This window comes from Vibrio profundi (genome assembly GCF_043642225.1).
GTDB classification, from domain to species: domain Bacteria; phylum Pseudomonadota; class Gammaproteobacteria; order Enterobacterales; family Vibrionaceae; genus Vibrio; species Vibrio profundi_A.
In genome coordinates, this window is the sequence record NZ_JBHZSF010000001.1 from 442,076 (window position 1) to 467,908 (window position 25,833).

Consider the following 25,833-nt stretch of genomic DNA (forward strand, 5'->3'; position numbering starts at 1 on the left):
TTATGCGACGCCCATTACTCGCTTATATTTTTCAACTGACTGTTCAAACCAAGCCTTTTCATCTGGATCCACTATTTTCGCCGCTTGCTCAACAATGGCTTCAGGACCGCTCTTAGCTTGTTTTAATTTCCAAACTAAAAAAGAGGCTTGCTTATCCAGCTCGATTTTATTTTTTTCATCGGGTGGAAGAAGTGACAGATTGATAGACATATAAAGCCTTAGTCAGTAATACACTTGGCCGAGAAATATAGCATAGAGAGAACCTAGAAAACCAACTTATTGCGCATAATCTCTTGCTCATAAGGGTTTTCTAGGCTGTAGATCAAAGGATACGTTGCTCGCTCTCATTGGTTTCAGTGGCCAAACGAGGAATATAATGCTGAACCACTCGGCTCAGTTGCTGGTGGTTAACCGGTTTAGACAGGAATTCATCCATACCAACGTCAAAGCAAAGATGCTTATCCTCAACAACAACATTGGCTGTTAACGCGATTATAGGCACGCGTTTGCCCGTTGAGCTTTCTAGTTCGCGGATCTGCTTGGTCGCTTCAAACCCATCGAGTACTGGCATCTGGCAATCCATAAACACCAATTCATACTCATAGAGTTTATACATGTCGACGCCGATCAAACCATTTTCAGCGATATCCACGCTCAACCCAAGTTTACTCAACATCATTTTCGCGACCTGTTGATTGACCAAGGAATCTTCCACGACTAAAACCTTCGGCTGCCCATCAGCGACATCGAGATCAGGTGTTTGGCTTGGCTTATTGGTTTCAACATTCGCTACAATATCTGGAATCGTCGCTTCAGAGTGGTTTACTGTCGACGGATTTTCTATCAGCACGACCTCTTCCGAAGAGAGTGCCTTTCTGATCAGCCACTTCAATTGATTATCTTGATAAGGCCTCGATAAATAAGCAATGAAGCCAACTTGCTTAGCACGACGTTCATCATCCGCTTCTGCAAACGCCGAAACCATAACAAGTTTAGGGCATTGCTGTTGAAACTCGGACTTGAGCGCGGCAGCAAGCTCAAAACCGTCCATATTTGGCATGACTTTATCAATTAGCACCAAATCATAAGGTTTGTTTTCCGCAAGAGACTGTTTGACTAAATCCACGGCGATGTTTGGCTGTTCGCAGCACACGGATTTCGCGCCAAAGCTTTGTAACTGAGACGACGTAATCCTCATATTAAGCTGACTGTCATCAACCAATAAGACGGACAGTTCGCTAAAATCAATCGTTGCGAGTGTCTGTTTTGCTCCGCCTTCAAAATCAATGGAGAATAAGAATGTACTGCCTCTGCCCTCCTCACTTTTTAGTTGAAGCTCTCCGCCCATTAAGGCCACGATTTTTTGGCAAATGGCAAGGCCGAGCCCTGTACCACCATAATTACGAGTAGTACTGCCATCGGCTTGTTGGAATTTCTCGAACACGGATTTCTGTTTATCTTCCGCGATACCAATCCCGCTATCGATCACTTCAAAACGTACCCGCGTGGTATCTTCTTTTTCCCACTCTAGCTGCACGTGCAAATGCACATATCCGCTCTCGGTAAACTTAACCGCATTTCCAACTAAGTTGTTCAACACTTGGCGCAGCTGGGTGTTATCTCCATTAACTAAGTTTGGGATGCGATGATCTATCGTCGACTTAAACAGTAAGTTTTTCTGTTCAGCTTTGACTCTGAAGGTGGACTCCACATCCATCGCGATATCCGCCAAATTAAAAGTGGTCTTTTCTAGCTCTAAGCGACCAGCTTCTATTTTGGAGAAGTCTAAGATGTCATTAATCAAGTCCAACAGTGTTAAAGAAGAGCTGTTGAGCATATCGACATATTCTTTCTGCTCTTTGCTCATATCCATTTCAGAAAGCAGAGAAGACAAGCCAATGATACCGTTCATTGGCGTACGAATTTCATGGCTCATGTTCGCTAAGAATTCACTCTTATTACGACTCGCCACTTCTGCTGCGTCTTTGGCTTTTTCAAGCTCTAAATAGTGGCGACGCACCTGCTCAACCGACTGGTTATAATTGCTTTCAAGTACCGAAATTTCGTCGTTATAACGACGTTTTTCAGAGAGAATTAACGCTGGTTTGTTGCCTTCTTCAAGTTGGCTGATCACCGAAGACATTTTCATTAGACGCCTTACTACCAATCGATATACCACGAACATGGTCACGATCGACAGTAAGAATATTTTAACGGCTTCAAATAAAAGCAAGACCACGATGCGCTGTTCGTAATCTTGCAAGATCATGTTGAGGTCAGATTGCACCATTAACGTAGCAAGGTAGAAGTCTTTGCCGCCTAGGGAGTGCTTCATCTCCCACGACTGAGCGTAATGATTATCCGTAACAGGTTGACCAAGCTCAATAATCACGCCTGAAGCATCTTTTATCTCGACATAGTGAACTTCAGGTAACCGGAAAATACCTTCAACCTGTACTTTTAGCTGCTCCCTATCCTCTACCCAAAGGCTAGAACTCAAACCAGACAAATAACTTGCTTCTACTTGTTCGATTTGCGTACTGATACGAGCGACCCTATTTTGATAGTCTACGTAAAAACTTAACCCAGTGACGATTAAGGTAAACAGGGTGCTAATAACTATGATTATTCCCAATAACTGGCGAGATAATCCTACATAGTGCCCATCCATTTTCACCATATATATGTACCGATCTTAAACCTAGCAACTTAGTTGTATTCAACTAGTATAATAGTAGTAAATAAAAGCTAAATCAGGGAACGATATGAAAAAACACATTTTAGCATCTTCACTTATCGGGCTACTTTCAACAGGAAGTTTGTTTGCAGCCGAACCGATTCATTACTACGTCATTGAGAAGCAAGCCCAACCTTTTCAAATCGAAGAGGGAGGCACCACTCATAGAGGAATTGTCACTGATATCGTGAAAGCCGTATTCCAAGATTCTGATTATGAGCTTAAATATCATACATATCCATTTAATCGTATGATTACTCAATTAGAAGCGCGTGAAGAGCCTAATTGGATCACATATGGCAGCCCAACTTGGGGAAACATTCAATCGAAAAATCTTTCCGAGATACCAATTTACAATGTAAAGCACTCCCTACTGAGCAGTAGCAAAGAGCCGTTCCAGTTCCAAGATATGAGCGACTTAGATAATAAAGCTGTCGTCCTACTTCTGGGTTTTGAATACCCGAACCTAGAGCCCTATATCCAGCAAGGTAAGCTTGAAGAGGTTCGGGTTAAAGACTACACCGCAGCCTTTAGAGTGCTAAACCGTATCCCTGGTCACACGGTATTTGTCGAGATGGAATCTCGCGTCAAATATAACTTAGATATACAAAAGCTTGATCCAAAAGCCTACCACCTACAGTCATTCAGTTCTGTCATACCTGACTACCCTATTCATTTGGCATTTGACCCTGAAATGGATCAACAGCTACAAGGCTTCATCAATAAGCGCCTCAAAACGTTACAATCAAGCGGTGAATTAGCCAGTATTATTTCGAATTACTAACTCCGGCCAAAAAAGCAGTAATAAAAAACCGCTCAGTGATAAAATCATAGAGCGGTTTTTAAATATTTTTGATTATCGAACGAAGCCAGTATCGAACATATGGCCCAACTTCGCAGCTTTGGTTTTTAGGTAGTGATTGTTATGAGGGTTATTCCCCTCTTGAAGTGGGACACGCTCTACAATCTTGATGCCTGAGCCTTCCAACGCTTTTACTTTACGTGGGTTATTCGTCATCAAGCGTACCGACTCTATATCTAAAAAGCTCAACATGCCTCGACAAAAAGAGTAATCCCTCATATCAGCCGCAAAACCTAACTGCTCATTCGCTTCCACGGTGTCTGCGCCATTATCTTGCAGGTGGTAAGCTCTGATCTTGTTAATAAGCCCTATGCCACGCCCTTCTTGCCTTAGATAAAACAGCACTCCACTACCGGCGTCTACAATATTCTCCATCGCTCTTGATAGCTGAAAACCGCAATCACAGCGCGCACTGAAGAGGGCATCCCCCGTTAAACATTCTGAGTGAAGACGAATGAGAGGTGCCACAGAATCTTCCAAGTTTCCATATACCAAAGCAAGGTGCTCTTTGCCGGTCGCTCTTTCCACAAACCCGTACATTTTAAACTCGCCCCATTGCGTTGGCAGTTGAGCATAGTCGACAAAGTCGACGTGGTTGTATGGTTCTTGCGCTCTGAGTTCAGAGCGTACTTTCATCAAAATTTTACCTAAGTGGTTATCTCCCGTACCGTCGCCACCATCTCCCCAAAACGCGTCTTTGTGGGAGTGCTCTTTAATTATGGAGTCGCCAGTGCTCACCAGCATATGGGCAAATCGATTATTTTGTTTGAATTTCTCTGTGACAATAAACTCCATGATTTCGACTCTCACGTCGTACCAATCTTCTCGAACTTGCTCTTCGTAGCGTCGGCTAAGTTCAAACGCTTCTTCAGGCGAAGCAGCATAAAAAATACTTTGACGTAATTCAGAGGAATGGAATTTCATCGCTTGATAATAATGTTCACTCGTTGCCCAGACTTCATTATTGATTTCTATAGTACAGCTAGCGAAATTAGACAGATAGCCATTGTTGTCTTCAGGTTCGTAGAACAGAACTTCCTTTTGCATAACTTGCTCCTAGCACTGATCAGCGCAGCACAACTGGACGAAAAAAGAATGATGGAACTCACCATATCTTGGGAAATTAAAGAAACTAATTTCATATTGTTCTTTTTATCTATAAAACTAGTGGGGAGTGTGATTCCTGTCAAATTTATCAATACGACACATCAAAAAAAGCGGAGGGGGAATGAATAGAAAAACAAAAGGGTGGCTATTTTAGCCACCCTACATACAAAAGAATTCAATTAATGGATTAGACCAAGCTCTCTCGCTTCCTCTAGGCTTAAGCCACTTTCTCTGATTTCTCTCAAAGCTTCGATTCGACGACGAGCTTCCGCTGACTTCACTTGCTTTTCAGGTTTAAGGTTAACCTCTTCCTCTGGGGTATCCCATTTATTAGCAATGTTTGTCATTTCATCATGGTTGATAGAATTAATGGACATATTTTCCTCCGAAAACACCATGTAATGGACAGGTAATCTGTAGCAAATGACGTTTTTCTTGTTAAGAAAATCTGCGCTGAATTGTGAAGCCAACGACCCTTCTAAAACCTCATTAATAAAATTGTTATTTATGCTTTGCCAACAGGAAATTTGAGGATTACATTTAAAAGATTCCCTCAAAAGAAAGTGACTTGATCCAACTCTCATTTTCTAAGCTCTCAATTCTGATTTTGAGCTGAAATTCCTTTCATTTTTCCCAAATACTTTTCGAGCTACTTCAACCTTTTTGTGACCGCCACTTCACGTCCCTTACATTAAACGATAATGATAACAATTATCGTTTGAAATTAGAGAACTAAAACTATGGCTTCCCAAACGCCCAATACTTCTCCTTTGATAGAAGTGAAAAATCTATGTGTCGATTACATTACCGATGATGGCGATTTTAACGCTGTAAAATCGGTCAGTTTTGCCATCCAACCCGGTGAAATTTTTGGCCTTGCTGGTGAATCAGGTTGTGGAAAAAGCACGATTGCTTTTGCGATTAACCGGTTACACAAGCCGCCAGCATTCATTTCAGGTGGGCAAATTTTGTTTGGTGACCGCGACTTACTTAACCTTTCCGACGCCCAGCTGAATACCCTTCGATGGAGCGAGATCGCGATGGTTTTTCAAAGTGCGATGAACTCTCTCAACCCAGTACTGACGATTGAAGAACAGTTTGCTGATGTGCTGCGCCACCATCAAGGCATGAGTAATGAACAAGCGAAAGATCGCGCTGAAAAACTGCTCGACCTTGTCAACATTCCACGTGAGAGGCTGACCGAGTACCCACACCAATTCAGTGGAGGCATGCGTCAACGTTTAGTGATTGCGATTGCACTGTCATTAAACCCTAAACTCATCATCATGGATGAGCCTACCACCGCTTTAGATGTTGTGGTTCAACGTGAAATTTTGCAGCAAATCTACCAACTTCGTGAAGAATTTGGCTTTTCCGTCTTATTCATCACCCATGACCTAGCATTAATGAGCCAACTTTGTGATCGCATTGCCATCATGCGCTATGGCGAAATTGTCGAGGTCAATCAAGCAAAAGAAATTCGCAATAACCCTCAACATCCATATACGCAAAAATTATGGAGCTCATTCCCTAACATTCACGAAAGTAAACACGCCATCGCAAGCTAGGAGCAACCAATGACTAAGCCAATTATTCAAGTGAAAAACGTAGTCAAAGACTTCACCGTCGGTGGCGGATTTGGAAAAGAAGAAATCTTTAGAGCCCTACAAGGCGTCAGCTTTGATTTATACGCAGGCAAAACTTTAGCTTTGGTTGGTGAGTCCGGCTGTGGAAAAAGTACATGCGCGAGACTAATGACCAAAGTGTACCCGGCAACAGAAGGGGAAATTCTATTCCATGGCACCAACATTAACGACATCACCAAACGAAAAGACGTCTTAGATTACCGAAGCAAAGTACAAATGGTGTTCCAAGACCCGTTTGGCTCGCTGAACCCTACTCATACTATCGAGCACCACTTAACTCGACCACTTAAGATACATAAGCGCGTCGCAACCCCTGCTGCCCTAAAAGCGCGTTTAGAAGAATTGCTGTCTCTTGTTGAACTGCCTATCGAAACATTAGCTAAGTACCCGCATGAGCTCAGTGGAGGCCAAAGGCAACGTGTAAACTTGGCGCGTGCTCTGGCAGTTGGGGCGGAAGTGATATTGGCTGATGAACCCACGTCCATGCTGGATGTTTCAATACGACTTGGCGTACTTAACCTGATGCAGAGAATGAAAAAAGAGCTAGGCATTGGGTTCCTCTACATTACTCACGACCTAGCTACGGCGCACTATATTGCGGAAGAAACAGCCGTGATGTACAAAGGCCAGATCATCGAATGGGGATCAACCCAAGCGATCCTTACCAACCCTCAACACCCTTATACCAAGCTGTTGATCTCTGCCGTGCCAGATCCTGATCTACCATTTGGCGAACTTGTACAAAATGAACCAAACTATTCCATAGACGCAGACGCAATTCGTCTAAAGAGCAGTGTTGTTCAAGATGAATATCAAGAAGTCAGCGACAATCACTTTGTAAAACAATGGGATAACGTTGCATGAATGAACTAGATGCTTGGTTGGAAACGATCAGTGCTTGGTACAAAAACCGAAAGCACGATCAAGTGGAAACTCTGAAGCCATTGATCTTATCTCCTCCCAAAGCCATTTGGGGTCCGATGATCACCGATCAGCAAAGCAAAGGGATTGCCTGTTGGTTAGATGGTTGCTTACGTCTCTACAAGTTCTACCAGCATCAAGCTGACGCCGATGGTGCCTATCAGTACCTGATGTTTGCTTACAGTAAGCTTCAAGTGGTGAGCTGTAACCCTGCCGCAGAAAAAGAGCTGGTGGATTGGTGCCTCAAGCGCATTCAACACCTTTGTGTGCTTGCCTTAGAGTTCGGCAATCAGCAGAACAATCAGCGATGGCAAGATCAAGCTCAGGAGCTGATCGAGTCTCACGTCCAGTTTATGGCCTCTCTTGCTCAGAAGCATGATCAAGGGCTAAAAAACCATCGACTTCAGTAATGACGGAAGCATGATCAAGAAAAACACTTGATCATGCTTTCAGATCCAAACAATCCAATCCATTGATAACCCTAAATTTTAGGCAAAAAAAAGCGAGTCCATGAAGAACTCGCGAAATCTATTCAATATGATGTAACAATATGAGCCAATCTATTAATCATAAGAAAGGACAAAAGGTTGTCTATTCGGGATAAATATTAACCATCGGCTTGTTTATCTATGTCAATGCTATGTCAATGCTGTGTCAAGGTTATGTCTGGTTATCAACAAATTTAATTACCAATCGCCACTTCATCTAACGCTCTAAATACCGTGTCATCTAGATGCCCTTCATAAACCTGTTTGCACACTTTTCTTCTGACCGCCAAACCTGAAATCAATCGTTCAATCGATAAATGCTTATTAGTGTGTCGCTCGTTATAAAGCTCAATAATTTTGCTCAATGTTTCATATTGGATAACATCCTCACCCACTCGTAGCCAATCCAGCTTCTCAATCAGCTCTGAACACTCCTCTTTGATTGAGTTATGAGAATGACCAGTCATTGCAGACAATGCCGTTATACTGCGTTCTAGAGCTTCTGGTGAGGTGTACTTGGATAAAGTAATAGTGATCTCGTCAGCATTAATCTCAACAGAATGCTTTTTCAACTTCACACGGCGGCCGAGTTTGCCACGCGGAGAAGGAGCTTTACGTTGAATTGGCTCGAATTCACCATCAATGATCTCAGCTAATTCATCCAGCTTTTGTTTAGAAACCATCTCATTTCTTAGTGGGTTAGGCAGAGTTGGTGCCATATTACGCTTACCGGCATTCGTTGTACGAGCACGTGAATAACGAAGCACTTCTTCCGCGTTACACTTAATATCGACTTGGTAATCAACGACCTTGCCTTTCTCGATCATCGAGGTGATCGTCAAATGGTAACCCCAAAGATTGACCAAGAAATTCGCTTCACCGCTATCGACTTCTCCGAGCTTACGCAGTTCACGGATCAAATCCATAGAGAAACGACGCCAATCGATATTTCGAGCGAGTTTCTGATTCAACTCACTTAGCAACATGCAATCTGAATGGCGACGCGCCATACGGCTTCTGAAATACGAATACAGTTGGAAAACCAAAGTATGCTGCTTCAGGATTTCTGGCGGGAATAAGAAAAAGTAATCGCGAGTCAGCAACTCTTCATAGAAAGACGGTTCCCAAACTAAGATATAAAGGTTTGGTTTAATGCGAATTTCGCCGTCAGCGCCTTCTGTAGGGGCTTCTTCCGATGCAGTGATAGTACGAGCCAAAAATCTAAAACGGTCGCTCTTGAAGCCTTCTGGCATGTTCTCACTGAGCCATCGGCCTGTCAGCTCGTGCAATTGAAAGTCGGTAAACTCAATTCGATCGATACTATCTCGAATAGAATCACGTGCAGGTCCACTATCCTTCTTACCACGAAGCGATAAAATATCAGTAATGTACAACGGTGTTTTGTTTGGCGTTTGCTTCGCATCAAGCTGGTAGTCTTCTTGATGATGATCGTGGTATTGGACGGTTAAAGTAAACAACGCGAACAGAGTCATCAGATCATCAACCGTCATAATATTTTTAGATGATCGTGTTTCGATCACAGCACGAGTGCCAGAGATCGAAACCATGGCTTTTTGATAATTCTTACGTGTACGCGGTGGCGCGAGTGCTTGATCAATGATTCCTGCCCAATTCGTTGGAGAGACAATAAATTGATCCGCTTCATCTTTCATGCTTGGTGGGGTATTCAAGCCATGTTCATTCAATAAACGTTTGTTGACCTGAGTTTGCGCCAACGCTTTCGAACGCTTTTGTTTTTCGTTTTGCTTGACGCTTTCGGTGACTAGGCTTGTTGCACCAAGCACCGAAATAAGTTGATTTGGATTAACGAAACGGTGAAGCATCGTTTTTCCAGCAAGTCCTTCTTCAAAACGCACGGGGATTTGTTTGAACAACCCAATGTTGACTGCGGCTCTTAAACGTTGTTGCAGCGCAGCTCGAGTGACCTGGCCATCGGTTGATTCAACAATTTCAGTGGTAGATACGTAACCGTCTTTACTAGAAAAACCACGCAATGAAATAAGGTTCAGCAGTTCAACGATACTTTTGGTGACGCCTTTAAAGTGTTGATACTGTTCAATCCATTCTACAGCAGATTCTGAAACCTCAAATAGATGACCATCTTTATGGCTGCGGGCTTTAATTAATAATTTTTCTTCAGGCTTCATTTTTAGATCCGTATCACACTAGCCGTAATATCACTATAGTTCCAAGAGGATAAAGAAAAAATGATCATAAATAAAGAGATTTTATTGGCTTTTAAATAACTGATCTTTTTGATTAAAGTGATCTATATTGATTATATGATCTAATGATCTGAGAGGGTTTTTGCTTTTAAGTTGTTGTTTTAAAATAACTTAATTTTTTGACCACTGAAAGCATGATCATAGCTTACCCGAAACTATGATCATTGAATCTTTGAAAGCATGATCAGAATATGTCAGAACGATGATCATTGATATAAGCAAAGCATGATCATGTGATGTCTGAAAGCATGATCATCTTGTTTGAACATGTTATCCACAAGCGAGAATATTTTTCATCCTCCCATCTGACACGCGACGCTTAATTTCTTTGGAAATTGGTTTGGAAGCATGATCAAGAGTGGTAATTTTTGTATGAAAAACATACGGATTCAAGCCGAACGATGAAAATGGACTGGGTTTTGCGTAGTACAGTGTTGGAACGACATTGCTGCGTGTATAAGACCAGCTGACGAAAGCATGATCAGGTATTACGTTTGTCTATGGTATTCGAGTTTATGTACGACTGAATTAAGCCTTAACTTGTTCAATCTCTCCTTTAAGTCCCAGTCTATCTACATTAAGCCGTAATTTACTTTGAAAAACTCATGCTTCCGGTAGGTACTTACTCTTGATCATTTTTCCGGAGTAGGATCCAACAAGCTACAGTCAGACTCGTCATCAGTCGATCGCTATATATCCTTGATCATTTTTCCGTATTTATCGAAAAAGCGTGCAAATATACTTTGATGATCGCTTGATCATGCTTCCTAGGCTTTAAGCTAAAACAGGCTTATTGTTATGCGGCTTTAGCTAGTGAAAGGCTTACTCATGGTTCTTGCTATTGCTGTTGGAAATTCGGTTAGAAAATTAAAAATACAATCAAAATCACATTAGCCGTAGTTAGTGAAGAAAATTCAATCGTTCCGGTCTCATTAAAGTGATTCTAATTTACAATGTAAATAAGTGATACTGTAACACTTTCATTCTGTTTAGGTTTGGGCCTGGTTATGAACGGTTTTTTGTTGAATATTTATCGATAAAAACATTAATTAGCTAGGATTTGGATTATTTTATGTGATTTTACTCATAAATGTTTGTTCACCTTTTTGTTGTTTTTGTCTTTATTTGTTGTACAATCTGTCTTTAGTTAATCATTACGGAAATTGGCAATGAAAAGAGAACAAACGATTGATAATCTCTATCAATTAGCCGAACAGACACAACAAGTTCAGGCAGATCGCATCGAGATTGTATTGGAAGAGAGAAGCGACGAGCACTTTCCTCCAATGTCTAAGGCTTTAATGGAAACACGTTCGGGTTTAACTCGCCGTAAGTTGGATGATGCAATCAGCAAGCTTGAAGCTGCCGGCCATCAATTTACAAAAAATAATGCCAATCACTATTCTATTTCGTTAGAAGAAGCACACATGCTGATGGATGCGGCGGGTGTCGCTAAGTTCCATGAACGAAAAAAGCATGGTGATAATAAACCGTGGATTATTAATGTTCAGAACCAGAAGGGCGGTACTGGTAAGTCTATGACTGCAGTACATTTAGCTGCTTGCCTTTCTTTAAATTTGGATAAACGTTACCGCATCTGTTTGATCGATTTAGACCCTCAAGGCTCCTTACGTCTATTTTTGAACCCACAAATTAGCGTATCTGAACACGAAAATATTTATTCAGCCGTCGATATCATGTTGGATAACGTACCAGAAGACCAAGAAGTTGATGCTGAGTTCTTACATAAAAATGTATTGCTTCCTACGCAATACCCGAACTTAAAGACAATCTCGGCTTTCCCTGAAGATGCAATGTTTAACGCAGAGGCGTGGCAACACCTTTCTCAGAATCAGTCTTTAGATATCGTTCGTTTATTAAAAGAAAAACTGATCGACAAAATCGCAGACGATTTCGATGTCATCATGATCGATACCGGCCCTCACGTTGACCCGCTAGTATGGAATGCGATGTACGCATCGAATGCTTTACTTATTCCATGTGCTGCTAAACGCTTGGACTGGGCATCGACAGTAAACTTCTTCCAACATTTACCGACGGTTTATGAAATGTTCCCTGAAGATTGGAAGGGACTCGAATTCGTTAGATTGATGCCAACCATGTTTGAAGACGATAACAAGAAGCAAGTGTCAGTCTTAACTGAAATGAACTACTTATTGGGTGATCAAGTGATGATGGCAACGATTCCTCGTAGCCGCGCTTTTGAAACTTGTGCTGATACTTACAGTACTGTTTTCGACCTCACGACCAGTGATTTTGAAGGGGGCAAGAAAACATTGGCTACGGCCCAAGATGCAGTACAGAAGAGTGCGCTTGAGTTAGAGCGTGTATTGCATAGCAATTGGTCATCATTAAATCAGGGGTAATTTAGACTATGGCAATTAAAACATCTGACTTAAACGCAAAGTTATTCGGTAAAGCGAACAAACGCCGTGTCGTCACTCCTCAAGAAGCACATACAGCGGCCAAAGAACAAGCTCAAGTGATTGAGCTCTCTGTTGCTGGCGAAGAATTAGTGTCTTTTGAACTGATGCGTATTCCAGCAGAGCAAATTGTAGATAAGACAGTTGTGTTTTCTGAAAATGCTCGTGAGCAGTCGTTCCTTAATGAGCATGCATTATCGGATGTATTAACGACGTTACGTGATCGTGGCCAACAATACCCAGCGGTTGGTCGAAAAGGCGAAGATGGCAAGATCGAAGTTCTAGACGGTAGCCGTCGTCGTATGTCATGTATCTTGGCGGAAAAAGAGTTTCTGATTTACGTTGCTGAAGGCATCAATACGGAACACGCCAAGTTTCTTTCTGATGTAGCAAATGCTCATAAACCTCTATCTCTTTTTGAGAAGGGTAAAGAGATGCAAGCTAAGTTAGAAAGCGGTGAAGCCGAAGATCAGAAAGCCCTAGCTAAGATGTTTCAATGTAGCGAAGCATTGGTGAGTGGTGCACTGAAAGCGGCTGACCTTCCTTTGGAATTACTTCAAGCTTATCCAAACGTCAGCGACTTAGGTAGGCCAACCATTGTTAAGTTACACAAGCAATTCTCGACATTGGATGACAATCAACAGCAAGAGCTTTTGAAAAAATGTGCGAATACTGAAGGGTATGTATGGCAGCGTAGCCAAGCGCAAGGGGTTTCTCGCTTAACAAAAGATGTGACTGAAACGATTGAGTCTTGGATTCTTGAGTTGGCTCCAGCTCCCGCTAAAGCGGCTTCAAATAAGGTGGACTTAGTGAAAGGCCGTGCAACCTACAGTCGCAAAGGCTCTAATTTGGCGCTCAACCTTAAGAAGGTCGATGATGCAACAATGAAGGAAATCCTCGCATTTGTTGAGTCAAAATTAGAAGCGTAGCCCGTTCACGTTTAAACCATCTAAAAAGCCGCCTTGTGCGGCTTTTTGTTTTCCTGTGCTACCATGTCCGTAATGCAATATTGGACATCATGATGAACTCGCCACTAACATTCCTTTCTCAGTTATCTCAATTCGCTAAGCGGTGTGATCACCGTTTTGGTGTGGTTATTCGTGGGCAGCAACAATGGCAATATGCTCTTGTTGAGCAGTATATCTCTAATTTACCTAATCCCCGTGTCTTCCAGATTGGCGGAACTTCGTTTACGGCCGGTATTGAAGCTCTACCGATGAAGAAAGGCCATGCATTGCTAGGCCGAGAATGTGATGTACTTGTATGTGATTTCACATCTGGTTTCGATGCAAATGGATTTACTGCTGCGGTTGGGGCTTTGGTGGGCGGCGGCATGCTCTTCATTATCCCACCCGAACAATCGAATACAGAGCAGTCTTTGATGGTGGAGTGGCTAGACGCACGCATTGACCAACTCGTTAGCATTAATCAGGGGCAACCTCTGCCCGTATTGCCTGATGACTGCATGACGACAAGCAGCGTTGACGATCGATTCCACCAGCAAAAAGAAGCGGTCTCACTTATTCACAAAGTGTTGAAAGGGCATCGTAAGCGCCCTTTAATCATTACCGCGGATAGAGGACGTGGCAAGAGCAGTGCGCTCGGCATTGCGTCTGCTGAGATAATGGCGGAAAAGCCTCTCACCATATACATCACCGCGCCAAGTCCTAAAGCTGTTCAACCCGTTTTTGAGCATGCCGAAAAGTTATTGGAAAACGTCGAGCGAATCAGTGCAACCTGTATTCGGCATAATGGAGCAGAGCTTCGATTCGTCGCGCCTGATGAGCTGCTTACCTTATGCAATAAATGCGATTTACTGCTCGTAGATGAAGCCGCTGCGATTCCTTTACCTATGCTCAAGCGAATGGTTGAGCATTATCATCGACTCGTCTTTTCGACAACAGTGCATGGCTATGAAGGAAGTGGGCGTGGTTTTGGATTAAAGTTCCAAACATGGCTATCGCAACATCGCCCTGGGTGGAAGTTGTATCAGATCGACCAACCTATCCGCTGGGCGGAACATGACCCTCTAGAACAATGGCTATTTGATACATTTCTTCTCGATGCTGAAGCGGCAGAGGTGAGTGACAATCTTCCGCAAGAACACTCAACGCTCACGTGGGAACTCATCGATAAAGCGCAATCAATTAAGAGTCCAGAAAAATTAACCCAGTGTTTTGCTTTGCTCGTTGAAGCCCATTACCAGACCTCACCCAATGATCTAATGCAGTTATTAGAAGACCCCAATATGCACTTATTTGGACTGTTTCATGAGGATGCGTGTATTGGCTGTGTTCTTACTGTCGATGAGGGCCGATTGGATTCGGAACTAGTGAGTGCGATTCAGTTAGGAAAACGTAGACCAAGAGGGCATCTCGCGCCTTCTATTCTCGCCAACCATTTAGGATTGGGTGAAGCTGCAGAGCAGCAATGCATGAGGATTATGAGGATCGCTGTTCACCCGGAGGTTCAGAGGTGTGGCTACGGGCAAGATATGCTTTCTTATTTAAAGAGTGAAGCCATTGGTCGTTATGATTACCTCGCGACAAGCTTTGGCGCGACCCGAGATTTAGTCGACTTTTGGTATGACAGCGGTTTTATTTTGTCTCACGTGGGTTCTCAAAGAGATCAAGCTAGTGGGGGCCATGCCTTATTAATGGTTAATCCTCTTAGCGACACATCGAAGTATTGGACGGAAGAAATTCAGTCCAATTTCAATGCTAACTTAGACTACTTATTTTCTAGCACTCTTAATGAACTTGAACCAGAAATGGTACGCGCTTTGTATAGCAAACTCCCTCCTAGTAGGAGAGGCACCCAGAATCACGTATTGATTCAGAATTATGTTAGTGGTGGCAATAGTTTTGATAGCGTTGCGTATTTACTGGAGCGGCTGATTCGTTCACTGTCGGCTAATGAGTTAGGGCGAGTGAGCGACTTGTTGATCTGTAAAGTGATTCAAAAATGGTCGTGGGCAAAGTGTGTATTAAGCTATGGATTGGTCGGTCGAAAACAAGCCGAGGCTCAACTAAGGAATGATGTTTCTCGCCTATTGAGCGATTTACACTGTAAATAGAACCTTTGTGAGCGACTGTATTTACAGTGTAAATAGGTAGATTATTTACACTGTAAACCGCCCACTAACCACGTCAATATTATATGCATTTTTATATTTGACTTATTGCTACTGATAATTCCTTTTTTTTAACCTGCTGTTTTCTTGCCTTATTTTAACCATACAAATCGAAGCGTTATTAGCAAACTAGCTTTTATTAGCAATCATTTGATTAATTAATATTCCTATCTACACTCAAAGATATGCAACACCGTCATATTGGCTAAACAGATAATAATAAAGTAGCAGGAAGTAACATGGAATGTTGGCTAGATGAGTCTCTAGAGATCTCTACTGTACTCAATGCAAAAGACAAATACTTAGAATGGCTTAAACAAGGTTCTTCAATATCCATTGATGCCTCGCAAGTCGTCAGGGTCGATACTGCCGGCTTACAAACACTCGCTTCTCTCTTCGTTTCAGCTAAACATGCCGGGTTGGATATCAACTTAGTCAATTCGTCGTCGGTGTTAACCGATGCCATTACTTTGTTGAACCTTGAAAATCAGTTTTACTCCGAAAAGGAACTTTGAGGGTTTTTCAGTATGAAGAGAATTTTAGCAGTAGACGATTCAGTATCTATCCGCCAAATGGTAAGCCACACTTTAAAAGACGCTGGCTATGAAGTTGAAACCGCCAATGATGGTAGTGATGCTTTACGTAAATCGAAAACCCAAAAGTTTGATGTGGTGATATCAGACGTCAATATGCCTATCATGGGGGGCTTCGATTTAGTACGAGCCATTCGTGGAATTCCTCATTACAAATTTATCCCAATCTTGATGCTCACGACTGAAACGAGTACCGAGAAAAAGCAAGAAGGGAAATCTGCTGGGGCAACTGGATGGTTAGTGAAACCATTTAATCCAGACACCTTACTAAAAACTCTGAAACGAGTGCTGTAACACTCTTTTTAGTCACCCTTTCAGTATCGAAATTAACATTATGCTCAACTTAGGGTAGGGATGAATATGGCTTTAGACATGGATCAGTTAAGGAAGATGTTCTACGAAGAATGTCGAGAAAACTTAGAAGTCTTAGAAGAAATTCTATTAGACCTTGAGCCTTCGTCTGTCGATATTGAAACCATAAATACGATATTTAGAGCCGCCCATTCAATCAAAGGTGGCGCGGCGACATTTAACTTATTTGATATCAGTGAATTTACTCACTCGGTTGAAGCCTACCTAGACCAAGTTCGAAATGAAAAATTGTTTCTTAGTAAATCGAGTGTGGATGTTCTACTGAGAAGTTGTGATTGTATTAAAGACATGCTGGAAGGACATGAAAGTAACTCTGATGTTGATGCGGCTCTTAAAGAAGCGGTGAATGGAGAGCTTAAGCAACTTCTCAATGAGCAACAAGACAACGAAATACAAACAGAAGAAGACAATTCGCAATCAGACAAAACGGCACCCGAACTCGATGACGTGGAAGGGAATTGGCAGGTTAAGTTCGTTCCCCATTCCGATATTTTTTTCAGTGGCAATGATCCGTTAAGAATTATTCGAGAAATTCGAGAACTGGATGAGGAAGCAACAATTGAATGCTGCTCTCCTGATATACCTGAACTTAGCGAAATTGAACCAGAGCTCTGTTACTTACATTGGGCTTTCGTGCTTGCTTCAGAAACGCAAGAAGAGGACATCCGAGAGATATTTGAGTGGGTGGAAGATGAATGTGACCTTGAAATTCAACGAGTGAGCACGACTGATATTGAACCTGAATTGAATGAAACTGGCACGTCTTCGCAACCTGAGCCCTCCAACGAAAACACACCAAGTTCTACTTCAATTTCCTCTGAAGTCACCGACCAGCAAGCCGCCAAACAAGAGGTGGTTTCCAAACCATCTTCAACTCCGAGTAAGTCATCTAAGGCTGATTCTGGAGTGAGTTCCATTCGGGTGGATATCGATAAGGTTGATGGCTTGATTAATTTAGTCGGGGAGTTAGTGATTACCCAATCAATGCTGACAGAGATTGGTAATGATTTTACGGTCGATAAACTCGAAAAGTTAAAAGCTGGTTTGGATCAACTGCTTCAGAACAGTAAGGACCTCCAAGAAAACGTACTGAATATTCGCATGCTTCCTATGAGCTTTGCGTTTAGCCGCTTTCCGCGTTTGGTTCGTGACCTTAGTGGGCGTTTAGAAAAAGAAGTGGATCTGCAAATCGTCGGGGAAAACACCGAACTCGATAAAACGGTATTGGAACGCATTGTCGACCCGTTGGTTCACTTGGTCAGAAATGGCATTGACCATGGTATTGAAATGCCAGAGCTGCGCAAACAAAGCGGCAAACCTGAAATGGGCGTGATTAAACTTGATGCATTTCATCAAGGTGGCTCAATCATTATAGAAGTCGAAGATGACGGGGCCGGCATCAACTGCGATGTGCTATGGGAAAAGGCGGTGAAAAAAGGGGTGGTTGCTGAAGACGCTCGCCGTGAGGAGATGACCGACAAGCAAGTCGTGAATCTTATTTTTGCTCCTGGCTTTTCTACTGCGGAGGAAGTCTCTGATATCTCTGGTCGCGGTGTTGGCATGGATGTAGTGAAACGCAACATTGAAGAGCTCGGTGGCCATATCGAAGTTGAATCAAAGTTAGGTAAAGGCAGTAAATTTACAATCAGTCTGCCACTTACCTTAGCGATTTTAGATGGCCAGCTTGTGAAAGTCAGCGGTGAAGTTTACATCATCCCATTACTGACCATCATCGAATCGATCCAAATTGATACCAGCTGCGTTAAGCATGCAGCCGGTGGTGTCGAGCTATATCGGTTACGTGACGAAAACATTCCGATCCTTCGCCTGCAGGACGAATTTGAAATGGGGTCAAGCGGTGATCTACAAGACCGAATCTTATGTTTCGTCGAAGCGGCAGGTAATCGAGTTGGCTTGTTGATTGATGAACTACTGGACCAACAACAAGTGGTCATCAAAAGCCTAGAGTCTAACTACAGTAAGGTTGCTGGTATTTCTGGAGCCACGATTTTGGGAGACGGTTCAGTGTCTTTGATTCTGGATATCCAAGGATTAATTACGTCTTTCTTAGACAAAACGTCGGACAACAATGTGAAAAAAGGCATAGCTGCTTAGTGGTACACACAGCTTTAAATTTAGGAGAGAGCAATGGAAGCGGTCTCACCAGTAGAAATTGAACAAGCTCAGGGTAATGTCATGAGCGCGGAAATCAGTGAAAACGCTGACTTTCTCAGCTTCTGTTTAGACAAAGAGTTGTATGGCGTCGTGATCAAAGATGTTGAAGAGATACGAGTATGGGAGAGACCAACCCCGATACCAAGAGCACCAAGTTATGTGAAAGGCGTCATTAACTTGAGAGGCATGATTGTCCCTATCGTAGATTTGAGAGCTCGCTTTGATATCGGACAGTGTGACTACTTACCTACGACTGTGGTGTTGGTGTTACGAAATTCGAGTGGCGAGTCAGAGCAACTCATGGGCTTGGTTGTGGATGCGGTGTCTGATGTTGTGAGCCAAGGTGACAACGAGATTTATCCCGCAGTTGGCGATTCTAGCATTGGCTTATTTATTCAAGGCTTACTGAATGTCGATGAGCAGGTGATGTCGCTGCTAGATACAGAAGAGTTATTGAATATCGACCACATTTTGAAGGCAGGATGAAAATGGCAGCGGAAGAATATCTCAGTTTTATTTTAGAGAATGAAGAGTATGCAGTACCCATTTTGGATGTCCGTGAGGTGCGGGGCTGGAACCAAGTGCGCAGCGTTCCAAACTCACCGGAGTATCTACTTGGTGTGTTAGAAATTCGAGGTGAATACGTCCCTATCGTGGATTTACGTATGCGCTTTAATTTAACCCCTGCCGTTATCAATGCCACAACGGTCGTTATTGTGTTGAACGATGCGAACAAACATCCACTCGGCATCATTGTTGATGCGGTGGCAGAAGTCTACGCACTGGAGCCAACGGCGATTAAGCCTGCTCCACATATGTCGCTAACCTTAGATGAAAGTTATATCAAAGGGATTGCGTCGGAAGCGAATGGACACCTAATTATTATTAATCTAGAGGCTCTGTTTGATGTTCAGGAGCTAACTAATTCGTCAGTAGAAGAAGCGCTAATGTGAGGTAATTTATGTCATTCTGGAACAGAAGAAAGGAATCTGTGTCACCTTTGGTGCCACCCGTGCAAGACACGTTAATGGAAGAACCAGTTGAAGAAGAAGGCTTGTCGAAAGAGCAGTTATTAAGTGCATTAGGCGCTGCTCAAACCGCCTTAATGATGGTGGATCGAGACTTCAAGATTACCTATGTAAACGACCGATCTGTTCAGTTGTTGAAAATACATGAAGTACTATTTCAAAGCGTGTGGCCTTCTTTCCGCGCTGAAAAGTCTTACCTTGAAGGTTTTTGTATTGATGGCTTTCATGCCAATCCTCAGCACCAAAGACAATTGTTGTCGAATCCATCAAACCTTCCGTACACCACGACCATCAATGTAAAAGACGTACTGATTGAGTTGAATGTTGGCGCCATCATTGACAGTTCCGGACAGTACATCGGGAACACTCTGGAGTGGAGTGATGTCACGGAAGAAAGGGCACAGCAGAATAATATTGCACGCTTACAATCTGCAGTCGATCAAGCGCAAACCGCGATGGTGATGATTGATCGCGACTTTGATATTACCTACGTTAACCACGAAACCATTAACTTATTCAAAAAGCATGAAGCCACGTTACGCACTGTATGGTCTGGCTTTACGGCGACCGAAGATTGGTTGATGGGTCGATGCATTGACGAATTTCACCGCAACCCTGCACACCAAAGACAGCTTTTAAGTACGCCAAATAACCTACCATATTCTACCGATATAACGATTGGTGACCTGAAAATAGAGCTCAATGTTGCCGCTATTATTAACACTCAGGGTGAGTATGTAGGTAACACGTTAGAGTGGAGAGATGTAACCGAAGAAAGAGCTAATGAAACCCAAGTGGGCCGTTTAGCTTCTGCGGTAGAAGGGATGACCACAAACCTAATGATGGCCGATGAAAATGGCATTATTCAGTATTTGAACCCTTCACTATCAAACCTACTAAAGTCGCGTGAACGAGATATTCAAAGTGCTTTGCCGAGTTTCGATGCGAGTAACCTTGTCGGAAAGAATATCGATATTTTCCATAAGAACCCTGCCCACCAACGCGGCATTATTGCGAACCCAGACCGATTACCGTTCAGCGCTGACATTAAAGTGGGCTCTCTTGAATTTAACTTAACCTGTATCGCGATGCGTGATTCGTCTGGTAACTACATGGGGCCAGCATTGCAATGGGTGGACATTACTGAGCAACAAGACGGTCAGCGACAAGTAGAAAGCTTGATCCAAAAAGCGACTGCTGGTCAGTTAGGTGAGCGTATTGATACCTCCGTCTACAGCGGCTTTATGAAAGAACTAGGCGATGGCATCAATGGTCTCCTTGATACTTTGGTGAACCCGCTTGGTCAATGTATCGATGTGATGAGTAAAGTGGCAGATGGCGATCTGAAAAGCACCATGTCAGATGATCACCAAGGGGAGTTTGGTCGCTTGGCTGAATCTGTTAATACCTCGATCCTCAATATTCGAAACATGGTTGAGAAAATTACGACCTCTTCTGCTCGTGTTGCTACTGCATCGACAGAAATTGCGGATGGTAACAATGACTTGAGCCAGCGTGTCGAAGCACAAGCATCAAACCTCGAAGAAACCGCGGCGAGTATGGAGCAGATGACTGCCACCGTTAAACAAAATGCCGACAACGCTAAAGGTGCGAATGAGCTTTCCGATGACGCTGCTAAGAAAGCGGGCAAAGGTGGTCAAGTGGTTGGACAGGCTGTCGACGCTATGGCTGAAATCAACAGCGCGAGTAAGAAGATCGCAGATATTATCGGCGTGATTGATGAGATTGCCTTCCAAACGAATCTACTTGCACTAAATGCAGCAGTCGAAGCGGCAAGAGCGGGCGAGCAGGGCCGAGGGTTTGCTGTAGTAGCTGGCGAAGTACGAAACCTAGCTCAGCGAAGTGCGGCAGCTGCCAAAGAAATCAAAGGCCTTATCAAAGACAGCGTAGAGAAAGTAGATGAAGGTTCTCGATTGGTGGATGAGTCTGGTGAAACCTTGAATGATATCGTCGATGCCGTTGCTCGTGTGTCTGATCTTATCCGTCAAATTGCCGAGTCGAGTGTCGAACAATCTACAGGTATTGATGAGATTAATCGAGCAATCACCACCATGGATGAGATGACCCAACAAAATGCATCTTTGGTTGAAGAGACTTCTGCGGCTAGCCAATCGCTACGCTCTGAAGGGAAAGAGCTGTTGAACTTAATGAATTTCTTCAGTACGGACAGCAATGTGGCGCAGTACAGTGCGCCGCCTAGCCACAGCTCAACGGTGTCGCCAATGAAACCGAGAGCCAATATCAGCGAGCTCAAGCAAAACAAAGTGGTGAACTCTGGACTTAAGTTTGGTGAGGACGGTGATGAATGGGAAGAGTTTTAAGCCAAACTCAGGAATCAGCCACGATGGATGCCAATCAAGAATTTGAGATAACCCGAAAGGACTTTAAGTTCATTCAATGGTTTATCCATAAGAATGTTGGCATCCACCTGACTGATCAAAAGTATGCCATGGTTTATGGCCGCCTAAGCCGTAAATTGCGTGAGAAAGGTCTTGGTCGTTTTGTTGAATATCGTGAACTGATTGAGCAATCAGAGCAGGATAAAGTTGAGTTCATTAATGCGCTTACCACTAACAAAACGTCATTCTTTCGAGAGCAGCATCACTTTGATTACCTCGAGTCGACTCTTATCCCTCAATGGAAAGCGCAACGTCGAACCGATATTCGTATCTGGTCGGCCGGGTGCTCGACGGGAGAGGAGCCATATAGCTACCTAGCGTCACTCAGCAAACAAGGCGCTTTTGATGATTTCGAGCGAGTGTCAGTCTTAGCGACCGACTTAGATACCAACGTATTGGCGCATGCTAAAGCGGGGATCTACGACGAAGAGTCCCTCCCGAGTATTCCTAAGCCTTACCTCAGAAATAACTTCGTTAAAGGCAAAGGCTCTTTTGCGGGAAAGTTCAAATGTTCTAGAGCATTACAAGAACATGTGACTTTCAATCAATTGAACTTACTTGGAGAGTGGCCGATGCGAAAGCCATTTGACCTTATCTCCTGCCGAAATGTGATGATCTATTTTGATAAAGAAACTCAACAGAACTTGTTGAGCCGCTTTCACCATCAGCTTGTTGAGGGGGGCACTTTATTCATTGGGCACTCTGAAAGTGTTGGGAGTGACTGTCAGATCTTTCGCCACCTTGGCAACACCATTTACCTCAAACAGTAATTTTTATACCAGGAGCTCCCGTGTTAGCTATCGATCACAGCGTCAATTACAGTCGCTTTTACCATGAACATAGAAAGCAGCATGTGGTTAAGGTGCTTCCTGGTGGAATGTATTGCACCGACCAAGCTGAAATCATCAGCACTGGCTTAGGATCATGCGTTGCGGCATGTATTTGGGATCCTCACGCTCATGTTGGTGGAATGAATCATTTTTTGTTACCCGTGGCGCACAATGCAGAGCATCACCATTGGTCTCACAACGATGTCATTTCTACTGCTGCGCGTTATGGCAGTTACGCTATGGAAATGCTGATTAATCAGCTTATATCGAAAGGTGCTGAACGAAATTTAATGCACATGAAGTTGTTTGGGGGAGCGCAGATGCTTGGGAAAAAATCGGCAATCGGTGAAAAGAATGTGGATTTCATTTTACGCTACGCCAAACAAGAAAACTTTCAGGTAGACGCGTATGACTTGGGAGGCATGGAACCACGAAAAATCATGTTTGATCCGCTTAGCGGCAAAGCGTGGTTAAAGCGAATTCCCTTCGCTGAGATCAGCCATCTTAAACATCAAGAGGATCATTACGCAATGGAAGTTGAAAGGGACAGTCATAAACCTTCGGATGATGTGGAGTTGTTTTAGTTATGCGAAAAATAAAAGTGTTAGTTGTTGATGATTCACCAGTGTTCCGCTCTTTGTTAACCGAGTTGATCACATCGGATCCAGATCTTGAGGTTGTCGGTTCTGCTGAAGATCCGTATGAAGCTAGGGAATTGATCAAAAAACTTAGCCCAGACGTCCTGACACTTGATATCGAAATGCCAAAAATGAACGGCGTACAGTTTTTAAAGAATTTGATGCGTTTGCGCCCTATGCCTGTGGTCATGATTTCAACACTGACTCAGCATGGTGCAGAAACGACGTTACACGCACTAGAACTTGGTGCGGTTGATTATTTTCCTAAACCTGCAATGGACAGTACTGGCGACATGCTTGCCTATAAAGAGCTGATTAATTCGAAGTTGAAAATGGCCGCAATGGCTAATGTTAATTCAGATCCTTCACCTAGCCCTGTTAACGTGCCCACGATTATCGCGAAAAAGTCGAAATGTGAAATCATAGCGATTGGTGCGTCTACCGGGGGAACGGAGGCGGTTCGTAATGTTATTTCAGCATTGCCTGCAGGATTACCCCCAATTTTAATTACCCAACACATCAGTGCTTTGTTTACTGGTCCATTTGCTGAACGGTTAAACAGTGTTAGCCAAGTGAATGTGCAGGAACTGGGCGTTGGGGTGGTGCCTCTCATTAATGGTTGCGCATATGTCGCGCCTGGTGATAAGCATATGGTCGTGCTGCGCAAAGGCTCAAAGTTGTATGGGCAAGTTGACGATAGGCCACCTGTTAATCGTCATAAGCCGTCAGTGGATGTGATGTTTGATTCTATTTCAGAAACTGTGGGTGCTAAGGCTTTGGGGATCATTCTAACGGGAATGGGGAACGACGGTGCCAAAGGAATGCTAAAAATGAAAGAAAGTGGAGCTGTGACTATTGCTCAAGATGAAAAAACCTCAGTGGTTTGGGGAATGCCTAGGGTAGCCGTTGAGATAGGTGCGGCCTTACATGTTAAGCCACTAACAAAAATTCCAGAGATTATTGCTGATTACATCAATCAATAATGCTCACATAAAATTAAAACGTCAGGAGCTCATTATGGATAATGGAGAGGGATCGAAATCGCGAGTGAAATACTTGTTCGTTGTCACATGCCAAGTGGTGTTGCTTACCGTCGCAGTGTTCTACGCGACGACGGCGATACAGATTGGATTAATGATTGCGGCGGCGGCTTTGCCTTGGTGCACATTTCCATTTCAAAGTACGCAGGGAGCAGAATCACAGGCTCAAGAAGAAGATGCGCATTCATGCATCCAGGCAGAAACACTTGAGCACGTCCGTTCTATCTACTCAGAAAACTTACCTAATATTCACGATTCCCTTGGTAAGCAGCACTCTATTATTGGCGAATCAGTAGAGACCTTGAATGACAGCTTTTTTGGCTTACAAGAAATCAGTGAACAGCAAAGCCAAGTGTCTGAAGGGCTCGTCAATGAAATGCTGTCTAACCAAGACAGCGAATACAGCCTATCTAAAGTACTACCTAAGACAGAAGAAATCATTAATCAGTTTGTAAGTACCTTAGTGGACATTTCTGAAAAAAGTATCTCTGCGGTTCATAGTATTCACGATATGTCGGACAAGTTAGATACCGTTTTTAGCTTGCTGGAACGCGTTAGAGGGCTATCAGAACAAACTAATTTATTGGCGCTGAACGCAGCTATCGAAGCGGCCCGGGCCGGAGAAGCAGGAAGAGGCTTTGCCGTTGTCGCACAAGAAGTACGAGAGCTTTCTGTCAAAGCTGAGGATCTGAACAATCAGATCGAAAGTGAAATCAACATCGCCCAAAACACAGTGAAACAAGCTAATGCCACAGTTGGGGAAATGGCGTCGATTGATATGACGATTGCTATTGAGTCGAAAGAGCAAGTAGACGATATGTTGAAAGGCGTGCAAAAGGTCAATATAGCCGTTGAGCAAGAAGTGAATAAGATCCGAGAACTTGGATCGCAGCTCGCGAACCAAGTTGGGAACGGGATTCGAGCGTTACAGTTTGCAGATATTGTCAGCCAACAAGGTGAATACGCCAACGGTACATTATATTTATTTGATGAAGTGGTGAAACTCATGACCCGTTTTACTAATAAAGAATTGAGCGAAGAAGAGTTTTCTATGGAGATGCAGCAATTATTAGATGACTCAAGAAATAGAGGCGGGCCAGCCGCAAGTCAAGCCAGCATTGAAGAAGGCGAAGTTGAATTGTTTTAGGGGAAG

At 43.3% G+C, this 25,833-nt stretch carries 22 protein-coding genes; 17 read left to right on the forward strand and 5 right to left on the reverse strand.

Going from position 1 to position 25,833, the window contains the following annotated elements; all coding sequences use genetic code 11:
* Positions 1 to 210 (reverse strand): DUF3283 family protein, encoded by a 210-nt coding sequence (locus tag ACHUFI_RS02140; RefSeq protein WP_394246576.1) that lies wholly within the window; start codon positions 208 to 210, stop codon positions 1 to 3.
* 112 nt (positions 211 to 322) lie between these two features.
* Positions 323 to 2,680 (reverse strand): response regulator, encoded by a 2,358-nt coding sequence (locus tag ACHUFI_RS02145; protein WP_394246577.1) that lies wholly within the window; start codon positions 2,678 to 2,680, stop codon positions 323 to 325.
* An 85-nt stretch (positions 2,681 to 2,765) separates the two neighbouring features.
* Here ACHUFI_RS02145 and ACHUFI_RS02150 point away from each other — a divergent pair, with 85 nt between their 5' ends.
* Positions 2,766 to 3,521 (forward strand): substrate-binding periplasmic protein, encoded by a 756-nt coding sequence (locus ACHUFI_RS02150; RefSeq protein WP_394246579.1) that lies wholly within the window; start codon positions 2,766 to 2,768, stop codon positions 3,519 to 3,521.
* A gap of 72 nt (positions 3,522 to 3,593) precedes the next feature.
* Here the strand turns inward: ACHUFI_RS02150 and ribA are convergent, their stop codons facing one another.
* Both ribA and ACHUFI_RS02160 read right to left on the reverse strand, forming a co-directional pair.
* Positions 3,594 to 4,646, reverse strand: coding sequence for a GTP cyclohydrolase II (gene ribA, locus ACHUFI_RS02155; RefSeq protein WP_394246580.1), 1,053 nt, complete (start codon positions 4,644 to 4,646; stop codon positions 3,594 to 3,596).
* 239 nt (positions 4,647 to 4,885) lie between these two features.
* Positions 4,886 to 5,083, reverse strand: coding sequence for a PA3496 family putative envelope integrity protein (locus ACHUFI_RS02160; protein ID WP_394246581.1), 198 nt, complete (start codon positions 5,081 to 5,083; stop codon positions 4,886 to 4,888).
* A 363-nt stretch (positions 5,084 to 5,446) separates the two neighbouring features.
* On the opposite strand from ACHUFI_RS02160, the gene ACHUFI_RS02165 reads away from it, so the two are divergent.
* Genes ACHUFI_RS02165 through ACHUFI_RS02175 form a run of 3 tightly spaced genes read left to right on the forward strand, consistent with a single transcriptional unit; the run spans position 5,447 to position 7,683 of the window.
* Complete coding sequence (locus tag ACHUFI_RS02165; RefSeq protein ID WP_394246583.1) at positions 5,447 to 6,274, forward strand: ABC transporter ATP-binding protein; 828 nt, start codon at positions 5,447 to 5,449, stop codon at positions 6,272 to 6,274.
* Positions 6,275 to 6,283: 9 nt separating this feature from the next.
* Positions 6,284 to 7,216 carry an ATP-binding cassette domain-containing protein gene (locus ACHUFI_RS02170; protein ID WP_394246584.1) on the forward strand — a complete coding sequence of 311 codons (933 nt, stop codon included), beginning with the start codon at positions 6,284 to 6,286 and terminating at the stop codon, positions 7,214 to 7,216.
* Positions 7,213 to 7,683: a transcriptional regulator gene (locus ACHUFI_RS02175; protein WP_394246586.1), complete on the forward strand. Its 471-nt coding sequence runs from the start codon at positions 7,213 to 7,215 to the stop codon at positions 7,681 to 7,683. The genes ACHUFI_RS02170 and ACHUFI_RS02175 overlap by 4 nt, the downstream gene beginning before the upstream one ends.
* A gap of 272 nt (positions 7,684 to 7,955) precedes the next feature.
* Here the strand turns inward: ACHUFI_RS02175 and ACHUFI_RS02180 are convergent, their stop codons facing one another.
* On the reverse strand, positions 7,956 to 9,929 hold the full coding sequence (locus ACHUFI_RS02180; protein WP_394246587.1) for a replication initiator protein RctB domain-containing protein: 1,974 nt from the start codon (positions 9,927 to 9,929) through the stop codon (positions 7,956 to 7,958).
* Between the two features lie 1,247 nt (positions 9,930 to 11,176).
* On the opposite strand from ACHUFI_RS02180, the gene ACHUFI_RS02185 reads away from it, so the two are divergent.
* The 13 genes from ACHUFI_RS02185 (at position 11,177) to ACHUFI_RS02245 (ending at position 25,827) form a co-directional block, all read left to right on the forward strand.
* Positions 11,177 to 12,394: a ParA family protein gene (locus ACHUFI_RS02185; protein ID WP_394246589.1), complete on the forward strand. Its 1,218-nt coding sequence runs from the start codon at positions 11,177 to 11,179 to the stop codon at positions 12,392 to 12,394.
* An 8-nt stretch (positions 12,395 to 12,402) separates the two neighbouring features.
* A complete protein-coding gene (locus ACHUFI_RS02190; protein WP_394246590.1) occupies positions 12,403 to 13,380 on the forward strand; it encodes a ParB/RepB/Spo0J family partition protein in 978 nt (325 codons plus the stop codon).
* Between the two features lie 89 nt (positions 13,381 to 13,469).
* Entirely contained in the window at positions 13,470 to 15,527 is a 2,058-nt protein-coding gene (locus ACHUFI_RS02195) for a tRNA(Met) cytidine acetyltransferase TmcA (protein ID WP_394246591.1), read from the forward strand.
* Positions 15,528 to 15,823: 296 nt separating this feature from the next.
* On the forward strand, positions 15,824 to 16,099 hold the full coding sequence (locus ACHUFI_RS02200; protein WP_394246593.1) for an STAS domain-containing protein: 276 nt from the start codon (positions 15,824 to 15,826) through the stop codon (positions 16,097 to 16,099).
* Positions 16,100 to 16,111: 12 nt separating this feature from the next.
* Positions 16,112 to 16,471 (forward strand): response regulator, encoded by a 360-nt coding sequence (locus ACHUFI_RS02205; RefSeq protein WP_394246595.1) that lies wholly within the window; start codon positions 16,112 to 16,114, stop codon positions 16,469 to 16,471.
* Between the two features lie 66 nt (positions 16,472 to 16,537).
* Positions 16,538 to 18,664, forward strand: a complete 2,127-nt coding sequence (locus ACHUFI_RS02210; RefSeq protein ID WP_394246597.1) for a chemotaxis protein CheA — start codon at positions 16,538 to 16,540, stop codon at positions 18,662 to 18,664.
* 33 nt (positions 18,665 to 18,697) lie between these two features.
* Positions 18,698 to 19,210 carry a chemotaxis protein CheW gene (locus ACHUFI_RS02215; RefSeq protein WP_394246599.1) on the forward strand — a complete coding sequence of 171 codons (513 nt, stop codon included), beginning with the start codon at positions 18,698 to 18,700 and terminating at the stop codon, positions 19,208 to 19,210.
* Positions 19,211 to 19,212: 2 nt separating this feature from the next.
* Entirely contained in the window at positions 19,213 to 19,677 is a 465-nt protein-coding gene (locus ACHUFI_RS02220; protein ID WP_394246600.1) for a chemotaxis protein CheW, read from the forward strand.
* Between the two features lie 8 nt (positions 19,678 to 19,685).
* A complete protein-coding gene (aer2, locus tag ACHUFI_RS02225) occupies positions 19,686 to 22,094 on the forward strand; it encodes an aerotaxis transducer Aer2 (RefSeq protein ID WP_394246602.1) in 2,409 nt (802 codons plus the stop codon).
* Positions 22,079 to 22,942 carry a CheR family methyltransferase gene (locus ACHUFI_RS02230; RefSeq protein ID WP_394246603.1) on the forward strand — a complete coding sequence of 288 codons (864 nt, stop codon included), beginning with the start codon at positions 22,079 to 22,081 and terminating at the stop codon, positions 22,940 to 22,942. Before aer2 ends, ACHUFI_RS02230 begins: the two co-directional genes overlap by 16 nt.
* A gap of 20 nt (positions 22,943 to 22,962) precedes the next feature.
* Entirely contained in the window at positions 22,963 to 23,586 is a 624-nt protein-coding gene (locus ACHUFI_RS02235) for a chemotaxis protein CheD (RefSeq protein ID WP_394246604.1), read from the forward strand.
* 2 nt (positions 23,587 to 23,588) lie between these two features.
* On the forward strand, positions 23,589 to 24,623 hold the full coding sequence (locus ACHUFI_RS02240) for a protein-glutamate methylesterase/protein-glutamine glutaminase (RefSeq protein WP_394246605.1): 1,035 nt from the start codon (positions 23,589 to 23,591) through the stop codon (positions 24,621 to 24,623).
* A 34-nt stretch (positions 24,624 to 24,657) separates the two neighbouring features.
* Positions 24,658 to 25,827, forward strand: coding sequence for a methyl-accepting chemotaxis protein (locus ACHUFI_RS02245; protein ID WP_394246606.1), 1,170 nt, complete (start codon positions 24,658 to 24,660; stop codon positions 25,825 to 25,827).
* Positions 25,828 to 25,833 lie beyond the last annotated feature (6 nt).

Bases quoted from the DNA above. Each gene is read 5' to 3' on its own strand.
- ACHUFI_RS02140 (WP_394246576.1), bottom strand. From the start codon at position 210: ATGTCTATCAATCTGTCACTTCTTCCACCCGATGAAAAAAATAAAATC.
- ACHUFI_RS02145 (WP_394246577.1), bottom strand. From the start codon at position 2,680: ATGGTGAAAATGGATGGGCACTATGTAGGATTATCTCGCCAGTTATTG.
- ACHUFI_RS02150 (WP_394246579.1), top strand. From the start codon at position 2,766: ATGAAAAAACACATTTTAGCATCTTCACTTATCGGGCTACTTTCAACA.
- ribA (WP_394246580.1), bottom strand. From the start codon at position 4,646: ATGCAAAAGGAAGTTCTGTTCTACGAACCTGAAGACAACAATGGCTAT.
- ACHUFI_RS02160 (WP_394246581.1), bottom strand. From the start codon at position 5,083: ATGTCCATTAATTCTATCAACCATGATGAAATGACAAACATTGCTAAT.
- ACHUFI_RS02165 (WP_394246583.1), top strand. From the start codon at position 5,447: ATGGCTTCCCAAACGCCCAATACTTCTCCTTTGATAGAAGTGAAAAAT.
- ACHUFI_RS02170 (WP_394246584.1), top strand. From the start codon at position 6,284: ATGACTAAGCCAATTATTCAAGTGAAAAACGTAGTCAAAGACTTCACC.
- ACHUFI_RS02175 (WP_394246586.1), top strand. From the start codon at position 7,213: ATGAATGAACTAGATGCTTGGTTGGAAACGATCAGTGCTTGGTACAAA.
- ACHUFI_RS02180 (WP_394246587.1), bottom strand. From the start codon at position 9,929: ATGAAGCCTGAAGAAAAATTATTAATTAAAGCCCGCAGCCATAAAGAT.
- ACHUFI_RS02185 (WP_394246589.1), top strand. From the start codon at position 11,177: ATGAAAAGAGAACAAACGATTGATAATCTCTATCAATTAGCCGAACAG.
- ACHUFI_RS02190 (WP_394246590.1), top strand. From the start codon at position 12,403: ATGGCAATTAAAACATCTGACTTAAACGCAAAGTTATTCGGTAAAGCG.
- ACHUFI_RS02195 (WP_394246591.1), top strand. From the start codon at position 13,470: ATGATGAACTCGCCACTAACATTCCTTTCTCAGTTATCTCAATTCGCT.
- ACHUFI_RS02200 (WP_394246593.1), top strand. From the start codon at position 15,824: ATGGAATGTTGGCTAGATGAGTCTCTAGAGATCTCTACTGTACTCAAT.
- ACHUFI_RS02205 (WP_394246595.1), top strand. From the start codon at position 16,112: ATGAAGAGAATTTTAGCAGTAGACGATTCAGTATCTATCCGCCAAATG.
- ACHUFI_RS02210 (WP_394246597.1), top strand. From the start codon at position 16,538: ATGGCTTTAGACATGGATCAGTTAAGGAAGATGTTCTACGAAGAATGT.
- ACHUFI_RS02215 (WP_394246599.1), top strand. From the start codon at position 18,698: ATGGAAGCGGTCTCACCAGTAGAAATTGAACAAGCTCAGGGTAATGTC.
- ACHUFI_RS02220 (WP_394246600.1), top strand. From the start codon at position 19,213: ATGGCAGCGGAAGAATATCTCAGTTTTATTTTAGAGAATGAAGAGTAT.
- aer2 (WP_394246602.1), top strand. From the start codon at position 19,686: ATGTCATTCTGGAACAGAAGAAAGGAATCTGTGTCACCTTTGGTGCCA.
- ACHUFI_RS02230 (WP_394246603.1), top strand. From the start codon at position 22,079: ATGGGAAGAGTTTTAAGCCAAACTCAGGAATCAGCCACGATGGATGCC.
- ACHUFI_RS02240 (WP_394246605.1), top strand. From the start codon at position 23,589: ATGCGAAAAATAAAAGTGTTAGTTGTTGATGATTCACCAGTGTTCCGC.
- ACHUFI_RS02245 (WP_394246606.1), top strand. From the start codon at position 24,658: ATGGATAATGGAGAGGGATCGAAATCGCGAGTGAAATACTTGTTCGTT.